Source organism: Arthrobacter sp. B2a2-09, assembly GCF_027587375.1.
In the GTDB taxonomy this organism is placed as follows: Bacteria; Actinomycetota; Actinomycetes; order Actinomycetales; family Micrococcaceae; genus Arthrobacter.
The window spans coordinates 65326-86864 of the sequence record NZ_JAMXIC010000009.1 but is presented as its reverse complement, the minus strand read 5'-3'; the positions used below and the strand labels follow the sequence as shown (position 1 = coordinate 86864).

The 21539-nt window shown below is 64.7% G+C and carries 21 protein-coding genes; 5 read left to right on the top strand and 16 right to left on the bottom strand.

What is annotated here, in order from left to right; genetic code table 11:
* The first annotated feature begins 44 nt into the window (after positions 1-44).
* Entirely contained in the window at positions 45-338 is a 294-nt protein-coding gene (locus NFJ07_RS11965; protein WP_269994588.1) for a hypothetical protein, read from the top strand.
* A 25-nt stretch (positions 339-363) separates the two neighbouring features.
* On the opposite strand, the gene NFJ07_RS11960 is transcribed toward NFJ07_RS11965, so the two are convergent.
* From NFJ07_RS11960 to truB, 9 genes are all read right to left on the bottom strand, one after another.
* On the bottom strand, positions 364-825 hold the full coding sequence (locus tag NFJ07_RS11960; RefSeq protein WP_269994586.1) for a DUF1579 family protein: 462 nt from the start codon (positions 823-825) through the stop codon (positions 364-366).
* A 156-nt stretch (positions 826-981) separates the two neighbouring features.
* Positions 982-2325, bottom strand: coding sequence for a M16 family metallopeptidase (locus tag NFJ07_RS11955; protein ID WP_269994584.1), 1344 nt, complete (start codon positions 2323-2325; stop codon positions 982-984).
* Positions 2326-2479: 154 nt separating this feature from the next.
* Complete coding sequence (locus NFJ07_RS11950) at positions 2480-4732, bottom strand: polyribonucleotide nucleotidyltransferase (RefSeq protein WP_269994583.1); 2253 nt, start codon at positions 4730-4732, stop codon at positions 2480-2482.
* Positions 4733-4986: 254 nt separating this feature from the next.
* The gene (gene rpsO, locus NFJ07_RS11945; RefSeq protein WP_269994582.1) at positions 4987-5256 is read right to left on the bottom strand and encodes a 30S ribosomal protein S15; all 270 of its coding nucleotides are present in this window, start codon (positions 5254-5256) and stop codon (positions 4987-4989) included.
* A gap of 187 nt (positions 5257-5443) precedes the next feature.
* Complete coding sequence (gene kynA / locus NFJ07_RS11940) at positions 5444-6298, bottom strand: tryptophan 2,3-dioxygenase (protein WP_269994581.1); 855 nt, start codon at positions 6296-6298, stop codon at positions 5444-5446.
* 9 nt (positions 6299-6307) lie between these two features.
* Positions 6308-7291, bottom strand: a complete 984-nt coding sequence (locus tag NFJ07_RS11935) for a bifunctional riboflavin kinase/FAD synthetase (protein WP_269994580.1) — start codon at positions 7289-7291, stop codon at positions 6308-6310.
* A 117-nt stretch (positions 7292-7408) separates the two neighbouring features.
* Positions 7409-7858, bottom strand: coding sequence for a hypothetical protein (locus tag NFJ07_RS11930; RefSeq protein WP_442865349.1), 450 nt, complete (start codon positions 7856-7858; stop codon positions 7409-7411).
* A gap of 2 nt (positions 7859-7860) precedes the next feature.
* Positions 7861-8214 (bottom strand): hypothetical protein, encoded by a 354-nt coding sequence (locus tag NFJ07_RS11925; RefSeq protein ID WP_269994577.1) that lies wholly within the window; start codon positions 8212-8214, stop codon positions 7861-7863.
* Between the two features lie 2 nt (positions 8215-8216).
* Positions 8217-9137, bottom strand: coding sequence for a tRNA pseudouridine(55) synthase TruB (truB, locus tag NFJ07_RS11920; RefSeq protein WP_269994575.1), 921 nt, complete (start codon positions 9135-9137; stop codon positions 8217-8219).
* Between the two features lie 94 nt (positions 9138-9231).
* Between truB and NFJ07_RS11915 the strand changes: the two genes are divergently transcribed.
* Positions 9232-10386 carry a pyridoxal phosphate-dependent aminotransferase gene (locus NFJ07_RS11915; protein ID WP_269994574.1) on the top strand — a complete coding sequence of 385 codons (1155 nt, stop codon included), beginning with the start codon at positions 9232-9234 and terminating at the stop codon, positions 10384-10386.
* Between the two features lie 48 nt (positions 10387-10434).
* On the opposite strand, the gene NFJ07_RS11910 is transcribed toward NFJ07_RS11915, so the two are convergent.
* From NFJ07_RS11910 to rimP, 6 genes are all read right to left on the bottom strand, one after another.
* Complete coding sequence (locus NFJ07_RS11910) at positions 10435-10920, bottom strand: nucleoside deaminase (RefSeq protein ID WP_269994572.1); 486 nt, start codon at positions 10918-10920, stop codon at positions 10435-10437.
* Positions 10921-11037: 117 nt separating this feature from the next.
* The gene (rbfA, locus tag NFJ07_RS11905; protein WP_269994570.1) at positions 11038-11547 is read right to left on the bottom strand and encodes a 30S ribosome-binding factor RbfA; all 510 of its coding nucleotides are present in this window, start codon (positions 11545-11547) and stop codon (positions 11038-11040) included.
* A 300-nt stretch (positions 11548-11847) separates the two neighbouring features.
* Entirely contained in the window at positions 11848-14697 is a 2850-nt protein-coding gene (gene infB / locus NFJ07_RS11900) for a translation initiation factor IF-2 (RefSeq protein WP_269994569.1), read from the bottom strand.
* A 196-nt stretch (positions 14698-14893) separates the two neighbouring features.
* Positions 14894-15190 (bottom strand): YlxR family protein, encoded by a 297-nt coding sequence (locus NFJ07_RS11895; protein WP_269994568.1) that lies wholly within the window; start codon positions 15188-15190, stop codon positions 14894-14896.
* A gap of 222 nt (positions 15191-15412) precedes the next feature.
* Entirely contained in the window at positions 15413-16393 is a 981-nt protein-coding gene (gene nusA, locus NFJ07_RS11890; protein WP_269994566.1) for a transcription termination factor NusA, read from the bottom strand.
* Positions 16393-17016, bottom strand: coding sequence for a ribosome maturation factor RimP (gene rimP / locus NFJ07_RS11885; RefSeq protein WP_269994564.1), 624 nt, complete (start codon positions 17014-17016; stop codon positions 16393-16395). The genes nusA and rimP overlap by 1 nt, the downstream gene beginning before the upstream one ends.
* Before the next feature lie 167 nt (positions 17017-17183).
* On the opposite strand from rimP, the gene NFJ07_RS11880 reads away from it, so the two are divergent.
* Genes NFJ07_RS11880 through NFJ07_RS11870 form a run of 3 tightly spaced genes read left to right on the top strand, consistent with a single transcriptional unit; the run spans position 17184 to position 20077 of the window.
* Positions 17184-18239: a DUF4439 domain-containing protein gene (locus NFJ07_RS11880; RefSeq protein ID WP_269994563.1), complete on the top strand. Its 1056-nt coding sequence runs from the start codon at positions 17184-17186 to the stop codon at positions 18237-18239.
* A gap of 51 nt (positions 18240-18290) precedes the next feature.
* Complete coding sequence (locus NFJ07_RS11875; protein WP_269994561.1) at positions 18291-19019, top strand: VIT1/CCC1 transporter family protein; 729 nt, start codon at positions 18291-18293, stop codon at positions 19017-19019.
* A gap of 35 nt (positions 19020-19054) precedes the next feature.
* The gene (locus NFJ07_RS11870) at positions 19055-20077 is read left to right on the top strand and encodes an aminoglycoside phosphotransferase family protein (protein WP_269994560.1); all 1023 of its coding nucleotides are present in this window, start codon (positions 19055-19057) and stop codon (positions 20075-20077) included.
* A 56-nt stretch (positions 20078-20133) separates the two neighbouring features.
* Here the strand turns inward: NFJ07_RS11870 and NFJ07_RS11865 are convergent, their stop codons facing one another.
* Positions 20134-21519 carry a pyridoxal phosphate-dependent decarboxylase family protein gene (locus tag NFJ07_RS11865; RefSeq protein WP_269994559.1) on the bottom strand — a complete coding sequence of 462 codons (1386 nt, stop codon included), beginning with the start codon at positions 21517-21519 and terminating at the stop codon, positions 20134-20136.
* Positions 21520-21539: the final 20 nt, after the last annotated feature.

Sequence of the window (21539 nt, the reverse complement as noted above, 5' to 3'; positions counted from 1 at the left end):
GGAGCCTACGCTGTGCCTATCCGCGCGACAGCAAAGGAACAGCCATGTACACCCTCCTGATCGAACACGCTGTGAACGACTTCGGCGCATGGAAGCGGTCGTTCGACTCGGACCCTGCGGATCGCGCCGGCTCCGGCGTTGTTTCCTACAGGGTCTTTCGGCCCGTGGACGATTCGCAGCGCGTCTTGATCGAGCTTGATTTCGCCGAGCGGGAGCAAGCTGAATCAATGCTGGACACCTTGCGGACAAGGGTGTGGAGCGGACCGGGAAGGCCGGCCTCGCTCGACGGCTCGCCGGATGCGCGGATCGTTGAGTCGGTCGAGGCCAGGATCTTCTGAATGTTGTGCCTGCTGGACGTGAACCTTAGACGCGCCTGCAGACAGAGACCATGAACGGGCTGAACGTCGCGGCATCTCCGAGCCTCAGTTCCGCCATGTGGGTCAGCACGCCGCCGTCCACATTGAAAGTGTGACGCGCGGTCCCCCGAGGGCTACGCCGCTCAAGCCTGAGTGTGCCGTCTTGCCAATGCCCCCGAGCCGGAGCTTCCGGTGGCCGGCCCATGCTGTCCACGTAGTACCACAGGGTGTCCCCGTGGTCCGGGTCAACGGTAAAGACACCGTGCCCCTCGAAATGGGTGCCGTCGGGCTCGATGTGCCGGTAGCTCTGCACCAAGGCGTAACCACCTGCCGCGCGCGAGAAAGTCACCTCGGCGTCGGCGGTCCGGGCAGGTCCCCACGGCGACGCGGCAAGCTCGGTACTCCCCCGCCAATGCCCCAGGAACGCCTCCAGCGCAGTGTTTGCATGACTCTTCAACGGCTCGTTCATGGCGACTCCTGCGCAAGACGATGGATACGTCACCATCATGTTCCCGATCGAGCAGGCGCGTCCAGCCTTCCCCACCGGACATGCCCCCTGTTCGAAACCAAGAATGGACATATCAGGGTTATGTCCACTCCTAAGCTCCAACGGAGGGCATGTCCCTTAGAGGCCGAACGTCTCAGTTTCGTCGAACGGCCCGACGACGGTCACCGTGCGGGGGGCTTCGGCGAGCACCCGGGCGAGTTCCTGGACTTGCTCGGCTGTGACGGCCTTGATGCGGTCCAGCGTTTCGTCGATGTCCTGGAATTCGCCGGAGACGAGTTCGGCGCGGCCAAGGCGGGACATCCGGGAACCAGTGTCTTCAAGGGCCAGGACGATTCCGCCGCACAATTGGCCTACGGCCTTGCGCAACTCCTCGTCCGTGATTCCGTCGGAAGCCAGCTTGTCCAGTTCGGCGCCCAGGAGTTCCAGAACCTGCTTCACCTTCGACGGCGTGCAGCCGGCGTACATGCCGAAGTAGCCTGCGTCCGCATAGGCGGAGGCAAAGGAATAGGTGGAATAGACGAGGCCGCGCTTTTCGCGGATCTCCTGGAAGAGCCGGGAAGACATGCCACCGCCAAGGACTGCGTTCAGAACGCTCATCACGAAGCGCCGGTCGTCAGTAGCCACGATCGAAGGGCAGCCCATGATGATGTTGGCCTGCTCCACGGGGCGCTTGATCACGTGGAGGCCTGCGGTACCCGTGATGTCCGCCCGCTCGGTGGAGCGGCGCTCAACGGGGGCCGCGGTGTCCTTGAGCTCCCAACCGGCCGTCCGCAAGGCATCGAGCACGAGGCGGCAAACGACGTCGTGGTCCAGGCCGCCGGCGGCGGTGATGACGATTTCGTCCGGCCGGTAGTAGCGCTGGTAATGCGCCCACACGGAATCGCGGGACACGGCCTTGATGGCGGCAGGGGTGCCCCCGATCGGGCGTCCCAGCGGATGCACGCCGAGTACGGCGGCCACGAAGTTTTCATGTGCGACGTCGGTGGGGTCATCGCTGTCCATGGCGATTTCCTCAAGGATGACGTCGCGTTCCTGTTCAAGTTCCGAAGGATCCAGCACGGCGCCGGTGATCATGTCGGCAATGACGTCGATGGCCATGGGCAGGTCCGTGTCCAGCACGCGCGCAAAGTAGCACGTACTTTCCTTCGCGGTGGCGGCATTCGACTCACCGCCGACCTCGTCGAAAGCAGAAGCGATCTCGAGGGCGGTGCGCTTCCTGGTGCCTTTGAACAGGAGGTGCTCCAGGAAGTGGGTGGAGCCGTGCTGGCCGTCCGCCTCGTCCCGGGAGCCGACCCCCACCCAGAATCCGATGGTCGCCGAACGCTGCCCGGGCATCGCCTCGGTGAGCACCCGGACGCCTCCCGGAAGCACTGAACGCCGGACAATGGAGCCGCCTTCGGCGCCATGGATCAATTCGCCGCCGGGCACGGTCTGCGCCAATGGGAGGGGTACGACAGTCATCAAGACCTTTCAGTTCTGCGGGAAATCATGGGTGCCAAATCTGGCTGCAATCGTACCAGCGGGCACACCGCCCTTGGGATTGGAATTCGTTGTTAAAGCCGGGCAGGACCGGTGGACATGTCCACCGGTCCTGCCGCGTGTTTGCCGGTTCAGGCTACTCGGCGGAAACTTCAGCCTCTTCGGCGGGAGCTTCTTCAGAGGAGGCGCCTTCTTCCTCGGCCACAACCGGGGAGAGGGAGAGCTTGCCGCGGTCGTCGATCTTGGTGATCTCGACCTGGATCTTCTGGCCCACGGAGACGACGTCGTCGACGTTGTCCACGCGCTTGCCGCTGGCCAGCTTGCGCAGCTCGGAGATGTGCAGCAGGCCATCCTTGCCCGGGGTCAGGGAAACGAACGCGCCGAAGGTGGTGGTCTTGACGACCGTGCCCAGGTAACGCTCACCGATTTCCGGGATCTGCGGGTTGGCGATGGCGTTGATCGCGGCGCGGGCTGCTTCTGCAGACGGACCGTTGGTAGCGCCGATGTAGACCGTGCCGTCGTCCTCGATGGAGATGTCGGCGCCGGTGTCTTCCTGGATCTGGTTGATCATCTTGCCCTTGGGGCCAATGACCTCACCGATCTTGTCAACGGGGATGTTGACGGCGATCACGCGCGGTGCGAACTCGGAGAGCTCGTCCGGAGTGTCGATGGCGGCGTTGATGACGTCCAGGATGTGCAGGCGGGCTTCGCGGGCCTGCTTCAGGGCTGCAGCCAAGACCGATGCCGGGATGCCGTCGAGCTTGGTGTCCAGCTGGATGGCCGTGACGAACTCGGAAGTACCGGCAACCTTGAAGTCCATGTCGCCGAAAGCGTCTTCGGCGCCGAGAATGTCGGTCAGGGCAGCGTAGCGGGTCTGACCATCAACCTGGTCGGAAACCAGGCCCATGGCGATACCGGCAACAGCGGCCTTCAGCGGCACACCTGCGTTGAGCAGGGACAGCGTGGAGGCACAAACGGAACCCATCGACGTCGAACCGTTGGAGCTGAGGGCCTCGGACACCTGGCGGATGGCGTACGGGAATTCCTCGCGGGACGGCAGAACCGGAACCAAGGCGCGCTCGGCGAGTGCACCGTGGCCGATTTCGCGACGCTTCGGGGAACCGACGCGGCCGGTCTCGCCGGTGGAGTACGGCGGGAAGTTGTAGTTGTGCATGTAGCGCTTGCGCGTGACGGGAGACAGCGAGTCGATCTGCTGTTCCATCTTGAGCATGTTCAGCGTGGTGACACCCATGATCTGGGTTTCGCCGCGTTCGAAGATGGCGGAGCCGTGAACGCGCGGCAGGACCTCTACCTCGGCAGTCAGCTGGCGGATGTCCGTCAGGCCGCGGCCGTCGATGCGGATCTGGTCCTTGAGGATGCGCTGGCGGACAACCTGCTTGGTCAAGGAGCGGAAGGCTGCGGAGAGTTCCTTCTCGCGGCCCTCGAACTCGCCGGCGAGGGCGCCAAGGACTTCGTCCTTGAGTTCGTCGGAGGCGTTGTCACGGTCCTGCTTGTCGGCGATCTGGAAGACAGCAGCAAGCTTCTCGGCAGCGGCAGCTTCAACAGCGGCGTAGGCGTCATCCTGGTAGTCCAGGAAGACCGGGAACTCGACCGTCGGCTTGGCAGCGCGGGCGGCCAGGTCAGCCTGGGCCTCGCACAGGGCCTTGATGAACGGCTTGGCGGCCTCGAGGCCCTCGGAAACAACCTCTTCGGTGGGAGCGGTGGCGCCCTGTTCCTTGATGAGGTTCCAGGAGTTGTCCGTGGCTTCGGCTTCAACCATCATGATGGCGACGTCGTCACCGGCGATGCGGCCGGCGACAACCATGTTGAAGACGGCGTTCTCGAGCTGGGAGTGCTTCGGGAAAGCAACCCATTCGGTGCCCTGTTCGTCGGCGATGAGGGCAACGCGGACGCCACCGATCGGGCCGGAGAACGGGAGTCCGGAGAGCTGGGTGGACATGGACGAGGCGTTGATGGCCACGACGTCGTAGAGCTCGTCCGGGTTGATCGCGAGTACGGTGACGACGATCTGGACCTCGTTGCGCAGGCCCTTGACGAACGCGGGGCGCAGGGGGCGGTCCATGAGGCGGCAAGCCAGGATGGCTTCGGTGGACGGGCGGCCTTCACGGCGGAAGAACGAGCCCGGGATGCGGCCGGCGGCGTACATGCGCTCTTCGACGTCGACGGTCAGCGGGAAGAAGTCGAAGCCTTCACGCGGGGACTTGCCTGCGGTGGTTGCGGACAGCAATGCGGTGTCTTCGTCGATGTAAACCATCGCGGCGCCGGCTGCCTGCTTGGCGAGGCGGCCGGTTTCGAAGCGGATAACACGCTTGCCGAAGCGGCCGTTGTCGATGATGGCTTCTGAGAACTGGATTTCGGGACCCTCCATTGAGAGTCACCTCCGTTTCTTGTTTAGCGGAAGTCCTTCCGCATCGACCCAGGCCAGCGTCTGTTCCTGGCCTGTACGACACCCGGTCATCGATCGAGACCCACGGGCTGCGCCTTCATCACAGAAGGCTGCTCCCGGGGATCACTACCGAGGACCGCGAATGCGCGATGCGGTTGAACTCCTGATAAGTGTTGGATTTAGTTATGGAGAAAAGGCGGCCCGGTCCGCGGAGGATCGGGCCGCCCGAAGTCAAACTAGCGGCGCAGGCCGAGGCGCTCGATGAGCGCACGGTAGCGGGCAATGTCAGTCTTCTTGAGGTAGCCCAGCATGCGCTTACGACGACCAACCATGCCCAGCAGACCGCGCTGGGTGTGGAAGTCGTGCTTGTGCTCCTTCATGTGCTCAGTCAGATCCTTGATCCGCTGAGTCAGGACTGCAATCTGGACCTCCGGCGAACCAGTGTCGCCCTTGGACGTTGCGTAGGCCTCGATGATGGACTGCTTAACAGCGGCTTCAAGTGCCACGTGAACTCCTAGAGTTGTGCCGTGCGTCCCGATTCAGCGCCTCGCTGCCGGGTTGTTAGTGCCGATGACCGCACACAAAACAGGTCCAGCCGCCACGGACTGCAGCCGGATCCATCTCTCAGTTTACCGGCAGCCCGGCAATGTTGTCGAAAGCTGCCGTGTGACCCTCATCAAAGCCGGGCGCCGCTCACTGCCCGATCTCGGTCCGGACGGCGAAAAGCTCCGGGAAGAACGTCAAGTCAAGCGCCTTCTTCAGGAAGGAAACACCGCTCGAGCCTCCGGTTCCCGTCTTCATGCCGATGGTCCGCTGCACCGTGCGCAGGTGCCGGAAGCGCCACAATTGGAAGTTGTCTTCCAGGTCCACCAGTTCCTCGCAGGCTTCGTAGGCGGCCCAGTTGTCTGCGGCGTGTTCGTAGATGTGCTTGAAAAGGGGCAAGAGCTCAGGGGCGAACTCGTGGGCCCGGGTGACGTCCCGGTCTAGGACGGACTGCGGGACGTCATAGCCGTGCCGGTCCAGGTAGGCCAGGAATTCGTCGTAGATGCTCGGAGCCTGCAAGAGCTCCTCCAACACAGTCCTGGACTCCGGATCGGAGTCAAACACCGGCAACATCTTGGCGTTCTTGTTGCCGAGGATGAACTCCACGGCGCGGTACTGGCTCGACTGGAATCCGGAGGCATTGCCCAGGAAGCCGCGGAACTGGGAGTACTCGGTGGGGGTGAGGGTGGCGAGCACCGACCATTGCTCGGTGAGCGTCTTCTGGATGTGCTTGACCCGTGCGATGCCCTTGAGCGCGGAGCCAAGGTCGTCCTGGCGCAGCCACGCGGCCGCGCTGCGGAGCTCGTGCAGGACCAGCTTCAGCCAAAGCTCGGTGGTTTGGTGCTGGATGATGAACAAGAGCTCATCATGGTGCTCCGGCTGGCTGACAGGTTGCTGGGCGCTGAGCAGCAAGGGCAGCTGCAGGTAGGAGCCGTAGCTCATGCGTGAGCTGAAATCCTTGACGATGCCTTCGTCGAGTGGCCGGGTGTTCTTTTCAACGCTCACGGTGCGGGGCTACTTGTCCAGCAGGAGATCGTGTGCCTGGATGACGTCCAACCGCATCTGCTCTACAAGCGCTTCCGGTCCACGGTAGGCCACCATGCCTCGCAGCCGCGCGGTAAATTCCACCACGACGGTCTGGCCGTAGAGGTTGAAGTCCTCCACCGCCTCCTCCGGGCGGTCGATTACGTGGGCTTCCACCTGGCGGCTCACGCCGTCGAACGTGGGGTTGGAACCCACCGAAATCGCGGCGGGCCAACGGGTTCCGGACTGGTCCACCAGCCAGCCGGCGTAGATTCCATCTGCGGGGACGTAGCCCGTAGCGCCGTGGTCCAGGTTTGCCGTGGGAAAGCCCAAGGCGCGTCCGCGCGCAGCACCGTGGACCACTTCGCCGCGCATCCTGTGCGGCCGGCCGAGGACGGCGGCCGCGGTCTCGACGTCGCCCTCGGCAAGGGCCTCGCGCACCCAAGTGGACGAACAGCGGCGGTCCGTGCCGCCGTCGTCGTGCACTGGAAAGCCTTCCGCGCCGAATTCATTGACCACGTGGACGCCGAATCCCAGGTCCTTGCCCAATTCCTGCATGGTGCCGACGTCGCCGGAATTTCCCACACCGAAACGAAGATCGTGGCCCACAACAACGTGAGCCGCGTGAAGCCCGTCCAGCAGGACGTTGACGACGAATTCTTCGGGCGTCATGGCGGCAAGCGTGAGGTTGTATTTCATGACGAGGACAGCGTCCACGCCCGTGTCGGCGAGGGCATCGAGTTTGTCCTGCAAGCCCATGAGGAGCTCCGGTGCGGAGTCGGGCCGGTGGACCAGGGCCGGGTGGGGATCGAAAGTCACGACGACGGAGCGCGCACCATGCTGCCCTGCTGTGTGCAACAGCTGCGTCAGCACCTGCTGGTGTCCGCGATGGACGCCGTCAAAGTTGCCGATGGTAACGACGCTGGGACCGAAATCCTCGGGGACCTCGGTGGGATCGTTCCAGATGTGGACCATCAACCTCGCCTTTTACTGCTGATATTCACTATGCCCGGCGCCTGGTCCGGCGCCGGAATTCTCTAAGGTTACCCGCTATCCCAGGGCTAGCATGCCCGGGTGGCGGAGCCCCGATTCCTACTGCGGGAGCCGTGCCGGGCGTCTACGGTAGAGCCACAGCAGGCCCAGGACCGGCAGGATCAACGGCACAAAGCCGTATCCGCGTCCGAACAAGGACCACACGGTGTCGTGCGGGAAAGCCACTGGATCGAAAAGGCTGATGGCACCAACCACCACCACTCCGACCATCTCCACGAGGACGGCCGCCAGCGATACCTTGAACCACGTGCGGCCCGGCTTCGCGAGGGAGACCGTGGCCACGATGTACACCACGGCGGCGAAGGCCGAGAGGATGTGGGCCAAGGGAGCATCCGAGAACTTGGTCAGGATCTGGTAGCCGGCACGGGCAGTGGCCGAGATCGCGAAAACCGCGTAGACCGCAATCAACAGCCTCCCGGGCCCGGTATTGCGGGTGTCCCGGTTCTTCTTCTCGGTGGTTTCAACAGTCACTTCGTGTGCTTCTTCCAATGTCAGTACCAGATCTGGTTCATGCGGGCCGCCATGACCAATGCGGTGACGCCCACGGCGCCCATGACGAAATTGCTCCAACGGGTCCGTTCCAGGATGGACCAGTACACCGCGACAACGGGGAGTATGAGTGCCGTGATGATGTAGCCCCAGAATTCCCAGGGCTCCCCTGCGATCTTTTCGCCCATCGCGACGCGGATGATCGATCCCACCAGATAGACCAGCAAGACGAGTTCGACGGCGGCAACGGACAGTATGGTGACGTCGTTGGGGACCTTCTTCATGATCCCCGCCACGACGCAAATGATGGTGGACAGCAGGCCCACTACCAAGACAGCGTAAAAGTATCCGTCCATGGCTAGTGTGCCTGCTTTTCGTTGTCAGGTGCGAACACCAGGACGGGCTTGGCGAAACTCCCCGCATCGGCCAACAACGCCACCAGCTCCCCTGACGGAGAGAACGCGGCAGCCGGGTTCTCGGCGGTGGCCGCTTCGGCCGTGCCGGCAGCGGGTCCCGCGGCGATCCTGCGGCCAAAGGAGATTTCGGTGGTTTCGGCGTCGCTCAACTCCCGGTTGGGCATGAGCGCGCGGGCGGCGGCGGACATGTCGAGGATTTCCAGTTCCTCGGCAAGCTGTTCGAGGGTGCGGGCTTGCTCCAGGGAGTATGGCCCCACCTGGGTGCGGCGCAACGCAGTGAGGTGGCCGCCGACGCCGAGAGCCTCGCCAAGGTCGCGCGCCAGCGCACGGATGTAGGTGCCCGAGGAGCATTCGACGGTCACATCGATGTCTACTACCCTGCCGTCGTCGACCCTGCGGATGGCGTGGATCTCGAAACGGTGGATGGTCACCGGCCGGGCGGCGAGCTTGACCTCTTGCCCCGAACGGACGCGGGCGTAAGACCGTTCGCCGTTGACCTTGATGGCGCTGACGCTGCTGGGAACCTGCTGGATCTCGCCGCTGAGCTGCGCGACGCCTGCACGGATGGCTTCCTCAGTGACTCCGGCGGCGCTGCGGCTTTCGGTGATGTCGCCTTCGGCATCGTCCGTGATGGTTGATTCGCCGAGCCGGATGGTGGCGGAGTACGTCTTGGAGGTGCCAACGATGTACGTCAATAGTCGCGTGGCCTTGTTGATGCCAAGCACAAGCACCCCGGTTGCCATGGGGTCCAGGGTCCCTGCATGGCCCACTTTCCGGGTACCGGCCAGTCGCCGCATCCGTCCAACCACATCGTGGCTGGTCCATCCTTGCGGCTTGTCAACGATTACCAGTCCAGAAAGCACGCCTCCCAGTATATCCGCGCCGGGGCATGCATCCTGCGGCCCGCGGCGGCCCCTCCCGGCGGACCGTCCGGCCACCGCGGCTAAGATGGCTCCCATGCCTGAGCTTGCCGCACACGTCCGCGAAGTGCCCGTGAACCAGATCCGCGAGATCACCGAGGCAGCTTGGAGCACCCCGGGGGCGATTGTCCTCAGCATCGGCGAGCCCGGCTTCGCGCTGCCCCGGCACATCCTGGACGCGGGGATCGCGTGCCTGGACAGGGACGAGACCAACTACACCCCCAATGCCGGGATCCCGGCCCTGCGTGAGGCCTTTGCCGATCGGTTCCGTGCCCACAACAAGGTGGACGTCGGGGCAGAGCGCGTGTACGTCGTGGACGGAGCCCAGCAGGGGCTGCATTTCGCCATGAGCCTGCTCCTCTCCCCCGGCGACGAGATCCTGATTCCCAATCCGGGCTATCCCACTTTTGCCATGACGAGCCATCTACTGCACGCCATCCCGGTGCAGTATCCGCTCTACCCGGAGCACGAGTTCCAACCCCGCATCGAGGACATCGAGGCGCTGATCACGCCCCGCACCAAGGTGTTGGTCCTGAATTCGCCGTCCAATCCCCTGGGTGCGGTGATCGGCGGGGAAACGACGCGCCAGCTCGTGGAATTGGCCGTCAAACACGATCTGTGGATCATTTCGGATGAATGCTACGAAGCCTTCACCTTCGACGTTCCGCACACGAGTCCCGCCCGCTTCGACAGCACTGTTCCCGGGGAGGCGCGGGTCTTCACGTCCCTGACCTTGTCCAAAACCTACGGGCTGACCGGACTGCGGATCGGCGCGCTCATTTGCCCGCCGGGCCTGGAACGGAAGATGAACAACGTCATGGAAGCGATCGTTTCCTGCGTGGCTTCGCCTTCCCAGTACGCTGCCGTCGCGGCGCTGACTGGCCTGCAAGACTATGTAGATACCGCGCGGGAGCATTACCGTTCCAACCGCGACGCCGCCTCAGCAGTGCTTGCCGAGAAGGGCATTCCCTACCTGGGCGCCCAGGGGGCTTTTTATCTTTGGGCGGACGTCTCGCATGTGAGCGGCGGGAACGTGCGCGCTTGGGTGCGCACCTTCTTGGCGGACTCTGGAGTGGCCGTGGCGCCGGGCACCGCGTTCGGTTCCATCGGCGAGGGGTGGATCAGGATCGCTTTGTGCGGTGATCACCAGCAGCTGCTCGACGGCGTCGGGCGGCTTCCGGAGCGTGTTTGAGGCCAGGTGTTTGCTTGGCGGCGGCCCGGCTCTTGGCGGAGTTTAGAGTCAGTATGCGGTCCGGTTTTTGTGCCCACGCCAAGCATCGAAAGGAGCCTCCGATGCGGCGACCTCCGTATGTTGGACGGGCAGCAGTTCAGGCCTGTTGCCGTCGAAATATTCGTAGAACACCGCATCGTCAAAGCCAGCGGCTGCGGCCCCGTGCCGATCCGCGGCAAAGTAGACGCGGCTCACCCGGCCCCATAGGGCAGCCGAGAGGCACAAAGGGCACGGTTCGCAGCTTGAATAGAGGACCGAGCCGCTGAGATCGAAGCTGCCCAGTTCCGACGCAGCCCGCCTGATCGCCACCACTTCGGCATGCGCTGTGGGGTCGTTGTCGCGAGTGACCCGGTTGACGCCGTCGTGGAGCCGCCCGTCCGGGGTGACCACGACGGCGCCGAAAGGGCCGCCGCCGTCGGCCACGTTTTGCACCGCGAGCCGCAGGGCGTGTTCAAGGTAGTCTTCGGGACTCTGAGCTGCATCGTGCGCCGCCATGCTCCGATCTTAGCGACGGCCCATCAATTTGGCCCGGCTTTTCACGCTTAAACAAGCAGGACCGGATCCAGCAGTCGTAAGAACTGCGGATCCGGCCCTATCCGGGGAAGCGCTGGACTATTTGCCGTCGTCTTCGTCGATGTCTTCATCGGCGCGGACGTCGATGTCTTCTTCATCAAAATCGTCTTCGTCGATGTCCGCATCTTGCGGGGCATCGCTCTTGTACGGGTCTGCGTCGCCTGCGTGCTTGGCGCCGGCGGCCAACGCGGCTACCTCGGCGTCGCGCTGCTTGGCGGTGCGCAAGAGCTCCTCAAGGTTCGAGGCGTTGACCGGAATAAGGTCGGCAACGAATTCCAAGGTAGGAGTCAACCGAACGGTGATGTTGCGGCCCACTTCCTGGCGCAAAACACCCTTGGCCTTCTCCAAGGCCCTGGCAGCATCGGCCTGGGCAACCTCGTCACCGAAGACGGTGTAGTACACGGTGGCGTGCTGAAGATCGTTGGTGACGCGGGCATCGGTAATAGTGATGCCCTCAACCCGAGGATCCTTGATCCGCCGGCCCAAAGCCTCAGCAACAACAACCTTAATCCGCTGCGCCAACTTGGCAGCGCGTGCCGGATCAGCCATTTCAACTCCTAAATTTTGCGTACGACGGCGCGTTAGCAACTTGCGTACTTAAGTTCTGTATCGTGCGACGCGGCGAGAAGAAGCAGACCGCGAGCTTCCCGCTGAGGCCCGTGGAGCCGATATGGGGGCCCGGGAGTGGCATCGGGCCTGCCGAAGCTGGACGGCTGACGTCGTCAGACGTCAGCCGCCCAGCGAAGGGGCGGGGCCCCCATGTCGGCGGAACGGGCCGGACGGCCCCCATATCGGCGGAACGGGCCGGGGCCGCCGGAAAAATCCAACGGCCCCACCCAAACCGAACGCTTAGACGCGCGGCTTTTCGCGCATCTCGAAGGTCTCGATGATGTCACCTTCGTTGATGTCATTGTACGAGCCAAGACCGATACCACACTCGAAGTCCGTGCGGACCTCGGTGGCGTCGTCCTTGAAGCGCTTGAGCGTCTCAACGGTGAGGTTGTCGCCGATGACCTTGCCGTCGCGGCTGACGCGTGCCTTCGTGTTACGGCGGATGATGCCCGAGCGGACGATGGAACCGGCGATGTTTCCGAACTTGGAAGAACGGAAGACTTCGCGGACCTCGGCGGTACCGAGCTGGACTTCCTCGTACTCCGGCTTGAGCATGCCCTTGAGGGCCAGCTCGATGTCATCGATTGCCGAGTAGATGACGGAGTAGAAGCGCATGTCCACGCCTTCACGATCGGCGAGGTCGGCCACGCGCTCGGCGGGCTTGACGTTGAAGCCGATGATGATGGCGTTGTCCACCGTGGCGAGGTTGACGTCGTTCTGCGTGATGGCACCCACACCGCGGTGGATGACGCGCAGCTGAACGTCGTCGTCGCCGACGTCGATCTTGAGCAGGGCGTCTTCGAGGGCTTCGACGGCACCGGACACGTCACCCTTGAGGATGAGGTTGAGGGTGTCGATCTTGCCTTCGGCCACAGCCTTGTCGAAGTCCTCGAGGCTGATGCGCTTGCGGCGCTTGGCCAGTGCCGCGTTGCGGTCGGCTGCTTCACGCTTTTCAGCGATCTGGCGGGCCGTACGCTCGTCGGAGGTCACCAGGAAGGTGTCACCTGCACGCGGTACGTTGGACAGGCCCAGGACCTGGACCGGACGGGACGGAAGCGCGATGTCGAGGGCGTTGCCGTCTTCGTCGAACATGGCACGGACGCGGCCGTGGGCCGTACCGGCCACGATCGTGTCACCGACGGCCAGGGTACCGGACTGGACCAGGACGGTGGCAACGGAACCGCGGCCCTTGTCCAGGTTCGCTTCGATGGCAATGCCTCGAGCGTCCTTGTCCGGGTTGGCGCGCAGGTCCAGGGCGGCGTCTGCGGTCAGCAGGACGGCGTCGATCAGTTCATCGATGTTGATGTTCTGGCGGGCAGAGACCTCAACGAACATGGTGTCGCCACCGTATTCTTCGGGAACCAGACCGTACTCGGTGAGCTGGCCCTTGACCTTGTCCGGGTTCGCCCCTTCCTTGTCGATCTTGTTCACCGCGACGACGATCGGCACGTTGGCCGCTTGTGCGTGGTTGAGTGCTTCCACCGTCTGCGGCATGACGCCGTCGTCGGCTGCGACAACCAGGATGGCGATGTCGGTGACCTTGGCACCACGTGCACGCATGGCGGTGAACGCCTCGTGACCCGGGGTGTCAATGAAGGTGATGTCGCGCGGAGTGCCTTCGTGGAGGTGGCTGATCTGGTAGGCACCGATGTGCTGGGTGATGCCGCCGTGTTCACCGGCAACCACGTTGGTCTTCCGGATGGCGTCGAGCAGTCGGGTCTTACCGTGGTCAACGTGACCCATGACGGTGACAACCGGGGGACGCGGTTCGAGGACGTCGTCGCCTTCGGCTTCCAGTTCGGCATCGAGATCGATGTCGAAGGAGTCGAGGAGCTCGCGCTCTTCGTCTTCCGGAGAGACAACCTGTACCTTGTAGCCGAGTTCAGCGCCGAGCAGGCCGAAGGTGTCTTCGTCCAGCGACTGCGTAGCCGTTGCCATTTCACCAAGGTGGAACAGCACGGTCACCAGCGCGGCGGGGTTCGCCTCGATCTTGTCGGCGAAGTCCGTGATGGACGAGCCACGACGGAGCCGGACCACGGTGTTGCCGTCGCCGCGGGGTACGGATACGCCACCCAGCGACGGAGCACTCATCTGCTCCAGTTCCTGACGCTTTGCACGCTTCGACTTGCGCTGCTTGCCGCGTCCTGCGCCACCCTTGCCGAAGGCACCCTGGGTACCGCCGCGTCCGCGGCCGCCCTTGCCGAAGCCACCGCCGGCGGGAGCTCCGCCACCGGTGCCTGCGCCAGGAGCGCCACCCGGACGGCCGGGGCCGCCACCACCGGGACGGCCTGCGCCACCCGGACGGCCTGCGCCACCGGGAGCGGGACGCTCGGTGCGGTTTGGCATCATGCCCGGGCTAGGACGGTTTCCTGCGGGGCCACCTGCGGGACGCGGAGCGCCCGGACGGGGAGCCCCGGGGCGCGGTGCACCCGGACGGGGTCCACCGGAACCGGCTGCGGGGCGGGGACCGCCTGCACCGGCCGCGGGACGCGGACCGCCGGGACGTTCACCGTCAGTGCGGCCACCGGAACGGGGCATGCCCTGGGATGTTGCAAAGGGGTTGTTACCCGGACGCGGAGGACGCTCGCCGTCGCCACGGCCGCGGGGCATGCCCTGCGAGGTCGCGAACGGGTTGTTGCCCGGACGGGGGCCGCCGGGACGCGGTGCCTGGCTGCCCGGACGTGCCGGGGCAGGCGCCTCGGCCTTGGGCGCCGGACGGGCGCCCGGCTTGGCGGAAAAAGGACTTGCGGTAGCTGCGGGAGCCGCAGGCGCTGCCGGGGCGGGGGTCTCAGCCTTGGGGGCGGGAACCGGAGCCTTGGGCGCTGCGGGGCCCGGAGCCGGGCGGGATGCTGCGGGCGCAGCAGGGGCAGCGGGTGCCGCGGGGGCTGCAACGCGAGGTGCTGCCGGGGCAGCGGCCTTTGCAGCGCCGGCACCCGGGTAGGCGTCGCGAAGCTTCTTCACGACGGGGGCCTCAATTGTTGACGAGGCGGAGCGAACGAATTCGCCCAATTCCTGCAGTTTTGTCACTGCATCTTTGGAAGTAATACCGAGCTCTTTGGCGAGCTCATGTACGCGGACCTTGGCCACATTTCTCCTGTCTCGGTCCGCACCGAGCCAGGTACGAACCGTCTACTTCTTACTGCGGGCCCCTGCCGCGAACGCGGCGGATAGGCCCTGTGCAGAGCGCAACAAAGTTGTCATCGTTGCGCACTCATCGCTGGGAACTCATCGGGTTTCCATCAGTTTTCTGACCCGCTTTCAGGTTTGGACGGTTTTCCTGCTTTCACGGGGTGTCCGCAGGGAGTATGACTGCCGCCAGGTAGCTTTCGACGGCGGTGACTTCACTTGCGCCCGCGAGGGCCCTTGCGAAAGCACGCCGTTTGCTTGCCAGCGTCAGGCATGTGTTGCTGGGGTGCAGCCACGCACCCCGGCCAGCCATCCGGCGTCGTTCATCCACCAGGACGACGGGTGACCCGCCGCCTTCGGCGACAAGCCGGATCAACTCGCTCCGCTTGCCTTGTTTCCGGCATCCGATGCAGGTGCGCACAGGCTGGTGCCTGGTGTGAAGCAGTTCAGTCACTGGGTGTATCAACCTGCCTCAGTGTCTTTACCTGTCTCTGCGGTTCTGCTTTCCTCGGCGCCCGCCCTTGCCTTGTTGAGATTGTTTCCCCACAAGTCGCGAGCACGCCAAAGCGCACGGATACCGGGCATAGGCCCGGTTCCATCTATTCTAAGCCCCCGAGGGCCCGGCCACCGAATCCACAAGGTGCGGGGATCCGGGGCTGGGCACCATTTGGCGTGTTTAGTTGCCCTTGGCCGGAATGGCGTCAGAGACGATGTCGATCCGCCAGCCGGTCAGCTTGGCTGCAAGGCGGGCGTTCTGGCCTTCCTTGCCGATGGCGAGGGACAGCTGGTAGTCGGGAACAACTACTCGGGCGGACCGCGTCGCTTCGTCGGTGATAGTGACGGAATTCACGCGCGACGGCGAAAGGGAGTTGGCGATGAAGGTCGCAGGATCTTCGCTGAAGTCGACAATGTCGATCTTTTCGTCGTTGAGTTCGGTCATGACGGCGCGCACGCGCGAGCCCATTTCACCAATGCAGGCACCCTTGGCATTGATGCCGGGGGTGTTGGCTTTGACGGCCATCTTGGTCCGGTGTCCGGCCTCGCGTGCCAGTGCCACGATCTCGACGGAACGGTCCGCGATCTCCGGGACCTCCAGTTCGAAAAGCTTCCGGACGAGGCCCGGGTGCGAACGCGAAAGCGTGATGGAGGGTCCCTTGGCGCCGCGGTGGACGTCCACCACGAATGCGCGCAGGCGGTTGCCGTGGGTGTACTTCTCCCCCGGCACCTGCTCGGGCGGCGGCAGCAGGGCTTCCACAGAACCGAGGTTCACCTGGATCATGTGCGGGTTGTTGCCCTGCTGGATCAGGCCAGCGACGAGTTCACCTTCCCGGCCCTTGAATTCGCCGAGGACATTGTCGTCCTCAACGTCGCGCAGCCGCTGCAGGATGATCTGCCGCGCGGTGCTCGCTGCAATGCGGCCGAATCCCGCAGGAGTGTCCTCGAACTCGCCGATGGCTTCGCCGTCGTCGTCGATCTCCGTGGCCCAAATGGTCACGTGACCGCTCTTGCGGTCCAGCTCCGCGCGGGCCTTTTCGAAGGCGCCCGGCGTCTTGTGGTATGCCACCAGGAGCGCCTGCTCGATGGTGGGAATCAGGAGGTCCAGCGGGATTTCACGCTCACGCTCCAGGAGTCTCAGCGCACTCATGTCAATATCCATTAGGCCTCCTCGGAAGGTCCGTTGTACTCGTCTTCCAGCACGGCCTCGTTGAGGTGGCTGAACTCTATCTCGACTTTTCCTTGGCGGATCCTGTCGAAAGGAATCTTCACGGGTTCGCCCTGCTTGGGCTTCATGCCCTTCTTGACCTCTTGTTCGGGAACCAGTGTGACGCCGGCGTCGTCGACGGACTGGATGCGGCCCGTCAGGTTCTCTCCCTGGATCACGTTGACCTTGACCATGCGTCCGCGGGCCCGGTGCCAGTGGCGCGGCTCCGTGAGGGGCCGGCCGACGCCGGGCGAGGAGACCTCGAGGTCGTAGGGGCGGCCGTCAGTGCGGGGATCGTTGTCCAGGATGTCCGAAAGGGCCCTGGAGATTTCCGCGATGACGTCCAGGCTGACGCCGCCGGTTTCCTCCTGGGGCAGATCGATGACCACGTGGACTACCCGGTGCGAACCGGCAACCTGGATGGCAACATCCTCAAGATAGAGCCGGCTCGCCAGGACGGCAGGCTCCAGGAGCGCCTTCAGCCTGCTCTCCTCGGGGTTGCGGACCTCGTGTTGTGCTGGACTCGTCGGATCCGTTCCAGCCTGGTCTGTTGAAGTCGTGGCTTCCGAATGACTCACTGGCCAGCCGCCTCCCGATAGATGATGTTGTGACTACTAGCTTAACGACATTTACGGCGGCGTGGTGCACGGGGCTCCTCCGCGGGAGACGCAAGTTGCCCGTGGGCGTGACACCATAGTCTGTTGTGAACCACGAGACTGTTGAGAAACCACGGAGCCCTGGCTGGATGAAGGCCCTTCTTCTGGCTTTCCTCGCAGTCCTCGTCCTCGGAGTCGGCGCCGTGCTTGTCCCGCGAGACGCCGGAAGGCCGCAAGCGGTGCCTTTTTCCGAAACTGCCCGTTCCGAAGCCCTCTCTTCGACCGAGACGCTCTTGGGCAGCGCATCGCAATTGGAGAGCTCGAGGCCGGGCGGCGCCGCAGCGGGCGAAACGTCCGGCGACAACGGCGTCTCGGACACTGTGATGTTGCTGACAAGCCAGGCGCAGGCGCTGCTCTCGCCTTCCAGCTCTTGGGCATCGAAAACGTCGACGGCTTCCCCAAGCCCCAGTGCCACCCAGGACCGCCCAACGCGGGCCGGCTTTGTCTCCGGGCTCTCCTCGAGCGGTTCCCGTCGCTTGGCGGACGCCGCGAATGCCGACGGCGGCATGGCTCGGCTGCTTGCCGCCGTCGGGACCGCCCAGCTGCTTGAGTCATCACGGCTGGCCGCAATGTGGGGGTTGCCGGTACCGGCAACCCAGGCCGAGGCGAGTACCGCCCCGACGCCGCCGCCTAGCTGCCCTGCCTCGCCGAGTACGTCGACGACGGCACCGACACCCGGAACGACGCCCACCAAGGCCGATCTGCCCGCAGCCCTTGCCGCCGTCGTCAGCTCCGAACAGGAGGCGATCTATGCGTACCAGGTGGCCCTGACCAAGCTGGACGCGAAGGCATCCGCGACGGCGGCCACCTGGTTGGCCCGCCATCAGGAGCTGCTCCGGGGAGCGGAGGCCCAGGGTCGGCTGCACTGCATCGCCACCCCTCCGCGGGAAGCCGGCTATCGCCTGCCTGCCACTTTCGCCGCCAAGCCCGGACTAGCTCTGGGAAGCATGGAGGCCAGCTCGCTGACTGCCTACGCCGACCTCGTGGCTTTGTCTGAGGGCGAGACGCGCCAATGGGCCATCGACGGGCTTGTCGACGCAGCCAAACGCAGCCAAGCCTGGGGAACTCCGCTTGGCCCCTTCGCCGGACTTTCGATCGACAACGCCGCACTGCCGCCGCTGCCTTCCGCCACTCCGTCTGGATAGGAAAGCCTTTCTTTGCTGGCGACAGCGGTCCACGAGTGCTTGGCTTGTACCATGGCTTCCATCGAAACTGCAGCCCTGCACGAGAACGAACCCCACGCCAACGACCTCGCCCACCGGCTCAACTGGCTTCGGGCCGGTGTCCTTGGCGCCAACGACGGAATCGTCTCCGTCGCCGCCATCGTGGTGGGCGTCGCCGGCGCCACCACGAGCACCGGCGCCATCCTCACCGCTGGAGCAGCCGGACTCGTGGGTGGCGCGGTGTCCATGGCACTCGGCGAGTACGTATCCGTCAGCAGTCAAAGCGACAGCCAGAAGGCACTCATCGAGAAGGAACGCCGGGAGCTGGCCGAGCAACCCGAAGAAGAGCTGGCCGAACTGACTGCGATCTACGAGGCCAAGGGCCTGCGGCCTGAAACCGCGCGGAAAGTGGCCGCGGAATTGACGGAACACGACGCCTTGGCCGCTCACCTTTCCGCCGAATTGAACATCGACGAGGACGACATCGTCAGCCCGTGGCATGCGGCCTTCGCCTCCGCCATTGCCTTCACCCTCGGCGCGGTGCTGCCCATGCTCGCGATTCTGCTCCCGCCCCCGGGGCTGCGCGTACCGCTGACCTTCATTTCCGTGCTGCTCGCGCTGGCAATCACCGGAGCGATAGGAGCGTGGATCGGCGGCAGCTCGAAGACCCGCGCCGCGGTGCGCGTTGTCATCGGCGGAGCCCTTGCGCTTGCCGCGACGTTCCTCATCGGAAGCCTCCTGGGCTCCACCGGAGTGGTCTAAGCCGCTCCCGGACCGGCTTGGGTAGGCTGACAGTGATGACTACCTTCGTTTCCATCCCTGGCGATCTCCAGGCACGCTACTCCCGCACAGCGGAGGGGCGGGCGTGGCTCTCAGGGCTGCCCGGACTGATCAATTCCAGCTTGGAACGCTGGCAGCTGTCCGTTGACCTGGAACCCGGCGTGGAACCATGGAACGGCCACGGCGGCATCGTCATTCCGGTCCTCTACAACGGCGCCCGTTCGGTGCTCAAGATAGCCTTCCCGCACGAGGAAGCCCTCGTTGAACGGCACGCGCTGGCCCTGTGGGGCGGAACCGGAGCCGTAAGGCTGCTCGACGCCGACGCCGGCTCCTGCGCGATGCTCCTGGAGCGGCTCGACGCCGTCAGTTGGCTGCAGGGCGCCCCGATGGACGAAGCCCGCGACGTCTGGGGAACACTCGTGAGGGAACTCAGCATCGAACCGGACGACCGGCCCGAGTGGAAAGCGTTTGAGCACATTGCGGCAAGTGCCGAGCGCTGGAGCGATGAGTTGCCCGCGGACTGGGAGCAACTTGGCCAGCCCTTCCCCCGGTGGCTCCTCGAAGCCGCATTGGAGGTGTGCCAAACGCGGGGCGCTGTTGGACGCCGGGCGGGCAGGGACGTCCTGGTGCATTGCGATCTGCATTTCATGAACATCCTCCCCCATCTCGACGGCGCCGGGGCCATCGAAAAACGCGCATACGTGGCGATCGATCCGCAGCCGAAGATCGGGGAGGCAGAATTCGCCGTCGCCCCGATTTTGTGGAACCGTATCCGCGATCTCTCCACCACGGCACCGGAACTTGCGCTCCTGGAGCGCTGCGCGGATTTCAGCAGCGCGGCTGGCCTGGACGGCGAAGCGGCCCGGGAATGGAGCCTGGTCCGCGAGGTTGAAAACGCCCTGTGGTATGCAGGAAAACCACGTCATGAAGGCGATCTGGCGCGCTCGTTGTGGGTGGCCAGCACCCTCGCGGGACGGCCCCTGGACGGGCTGCCGGCCGCGCACGATCTGCCCGAACCGGGACTGGCCGCATCGAATTAGCTTCAAGACGTGCGGACGCCCTGTCGTCCGGACGCCCTGTCGTCCGGACGCCCTGTTCAGGCGGTGGCCTCCAGCGCATCTCTGATAGCCTGCACCGCGATATCCAGGTCTGCCGAATCCGTTGACCAGTTCGTCACCGAAACACGCAGGATATCCCTACCCTGCCAGCGTGAACCGGACATCCAGACCCGCCCGTCGGCCATGATGTAGTCCGTCACGGCACGGGTCCTCTCGTCTGAACCAAAGGCCAGGGACAACTGAGTGAACACCACATCGTTGAGGACTTCGACGCCGGGCACTTCGGCAAGCCGCCGGGCCAATTCCGCGGCACACTCCGCACGTCCCGCGACAAGCTGCCGCACGCCGTCGCCACCCAAGGAGCGCAAGGCCGCCCACACGGGCACTCCCCTGGCCCGTCGGGACAACTCGGGCACTTTCTCCATCGGGTCGCCAGGTCCGTGGTCATCCTGCATAAGGTATTCGGCGTGCATGCCGATGGCGGACCGCAGGGCAACAACGTCACGTACCACCACGATTCCGGCGTCGTAAGGCACGTTGAGGGTCTTGTGGGCATCGGTTCCCCACGAATCGGCCAACTCGACGCCCTCGACCAGATGTCGAAGTCCCGGCACAGCTGCTGCCCATAGGCCGAAAGCCCCGTCAACGTGGACCCACGCGCCGTGGTCCTTGGCAGCCGAAATCGCCTCGAGGAAAGGATCGAAGGCTCCGGAATGCAGGTTCCCGGCCTGCAGACACACGATTGCCGGACCGGAACCGGCTTCCAACGCGGCCCGAAGCTCGGCGGGATCGATCCTGCCCTGTTTGTCCGCCCCGACAACTTCGGGTGCCCCGAACCCCAGGAAACGCAGTGCCATGTCCAGGCTCTCATGCCGCTCGGCTCCCACGAGGACACGCAGTTTCGGTGCGCCTTGGAGTCCCTCGGCGTTGACGTCCCAGCCGATGCCGGCCAGCTGGCGCCATCGGGCCGCCGCCAGGGCCGTGAAGTTGGCCATGCTGGCACCGGTCGCGAACCCGACGTCGGAGCCTTCGGGAAGGCCGAGCAGTTCAAGGAGCCATTGCCCGGCCGCCTCTTCGATCCCGGCAGTGGCGGGTGTGGCGAAACGCAGCCCGGAGTTCTGGTCCCATGCGGAAACCATCCAGTCCGCGGCCATGCCGGCCGGCACCGTACCGCCGATGACCCAACCGAAGAAGCGCCCTGATTGCATGGCCATCAGCCCGGGCTCGGCGTGTTCGGCGAGGAAATCAATGACCGCGGCCGGTTCCAGTCCGCTGGCCGGCAAGGGTCCGCCGAAGACCGCAGTGACGTCATCAGCCGCGGTGCTTGGCCGTACCGGTCGCCCAGGCAAGGCCCTCAGCCACTCCCGGGTATGTTCCCACGCACGTTCGAGTGCCTGCTCATAGTCGCCGGAATCGACCCACATGAGTGCATGCTACGCCCGCG

Bases quoted from the DNA above. Each gene is read 5' to 3' on its own strand.
- rbfA (WP_269994570.1), bottom strand. From the start codon at position 11,547: ATGGCTGATCCGGCACGCGCTGCCAAGTTGGCGCAGCGGATTAAGGTT.
- NFJ07_RS11870 (WP_269994560.1), top strand. From the start codon at position 19,055: ATGACTACCTTCGTTTCCATCCCTGGCGATCTCCAGGCACGCTACTCC.
- NFJ07_RS11955 (WP_269994584.1), bottom strand. From the start codon at position 2,325: ATGACTGTCGTACCCCTCCCATTGGCGCAGACCGTGCCCGGCGGCGAA.
- NFJ07_RS11880 (WP_269994563.1), top strand. From the start codon at position 17,184: ATGAAGGCCCTTCTTCTGGCTTTCCTCGCAGTCCTCGTCCTCGGAGTC.
- NFJ07_RS11865 (WP_269994559.1), bottom strand. From the start codon at position 21,519: ATGTGGGTCGATTCCGGCGACTATGAGCAGGCACTCGAACGTGCGTGG.
- NFJ07_RS11965 (WP_269994588.1), top strand. From the start codon at position 45: ATGTACACCCTCCTGATCGAACACGCTGTGAACGACTTCGGCGCATGG.
- NFJ07_RS11915 (WP_269994574.1), top strand. From the start codon at position 9,232: ATGCCTGAGCTTGCCGCACACGTCCGCGAAGTGCCCGTGAACCAGATC.
- NFJ07_RS11960 (WP_269994586.1), bottom strand. From the start codon at position 825: ATGAACGAGCCGTTGAAGAGTCATGCAAACACTGCGCTGGAGGCGTTC.
- NFJ07_RS11925 (WP_269994577.1), bottom strand. From the start codon at position 8,214: ATGGACGGATACTTTTACGCTGTCTTGGTAGTGGGCCTGCTGTCCACC.
- nusA (WP_269994566.1), bottom strand. From the start codon at position 16,393: ATGGATATTGACATGAGTGCGCTGAGACTCCTGGAGCGTGAGCGTGAA.
- NFJ07_RS11910 (WP_269994572.1), bottom strand. From the start codon at position 10,920: ATGGCGGCGCACGATGCAGCTCAGAGTCCCGAAGACTACCTTGAACAC.
- NFJ07_RS11935 (WP_269994580.1), bottom strand. From the start codon at position 7,291: ATGGTCCACATCTGGAACGATCCCACCGAGGTCCCCGAGGATTTCGGT.
- NFJ07_RS11950 (WP_269994583.1), bottom strand. From the start codon at position 4,732: ATGGAGGGTCCCGAAATCCAGTTCTCAGAAGCCATCATCGACAACGGC.
- NFJ07_RS11875 (WP_269994561.1), top strand. From the start codon at position 18,291: ATGGCTTCCATCGAAACTGCAGCCCTGCACGAGAACGAACCCCACGCC.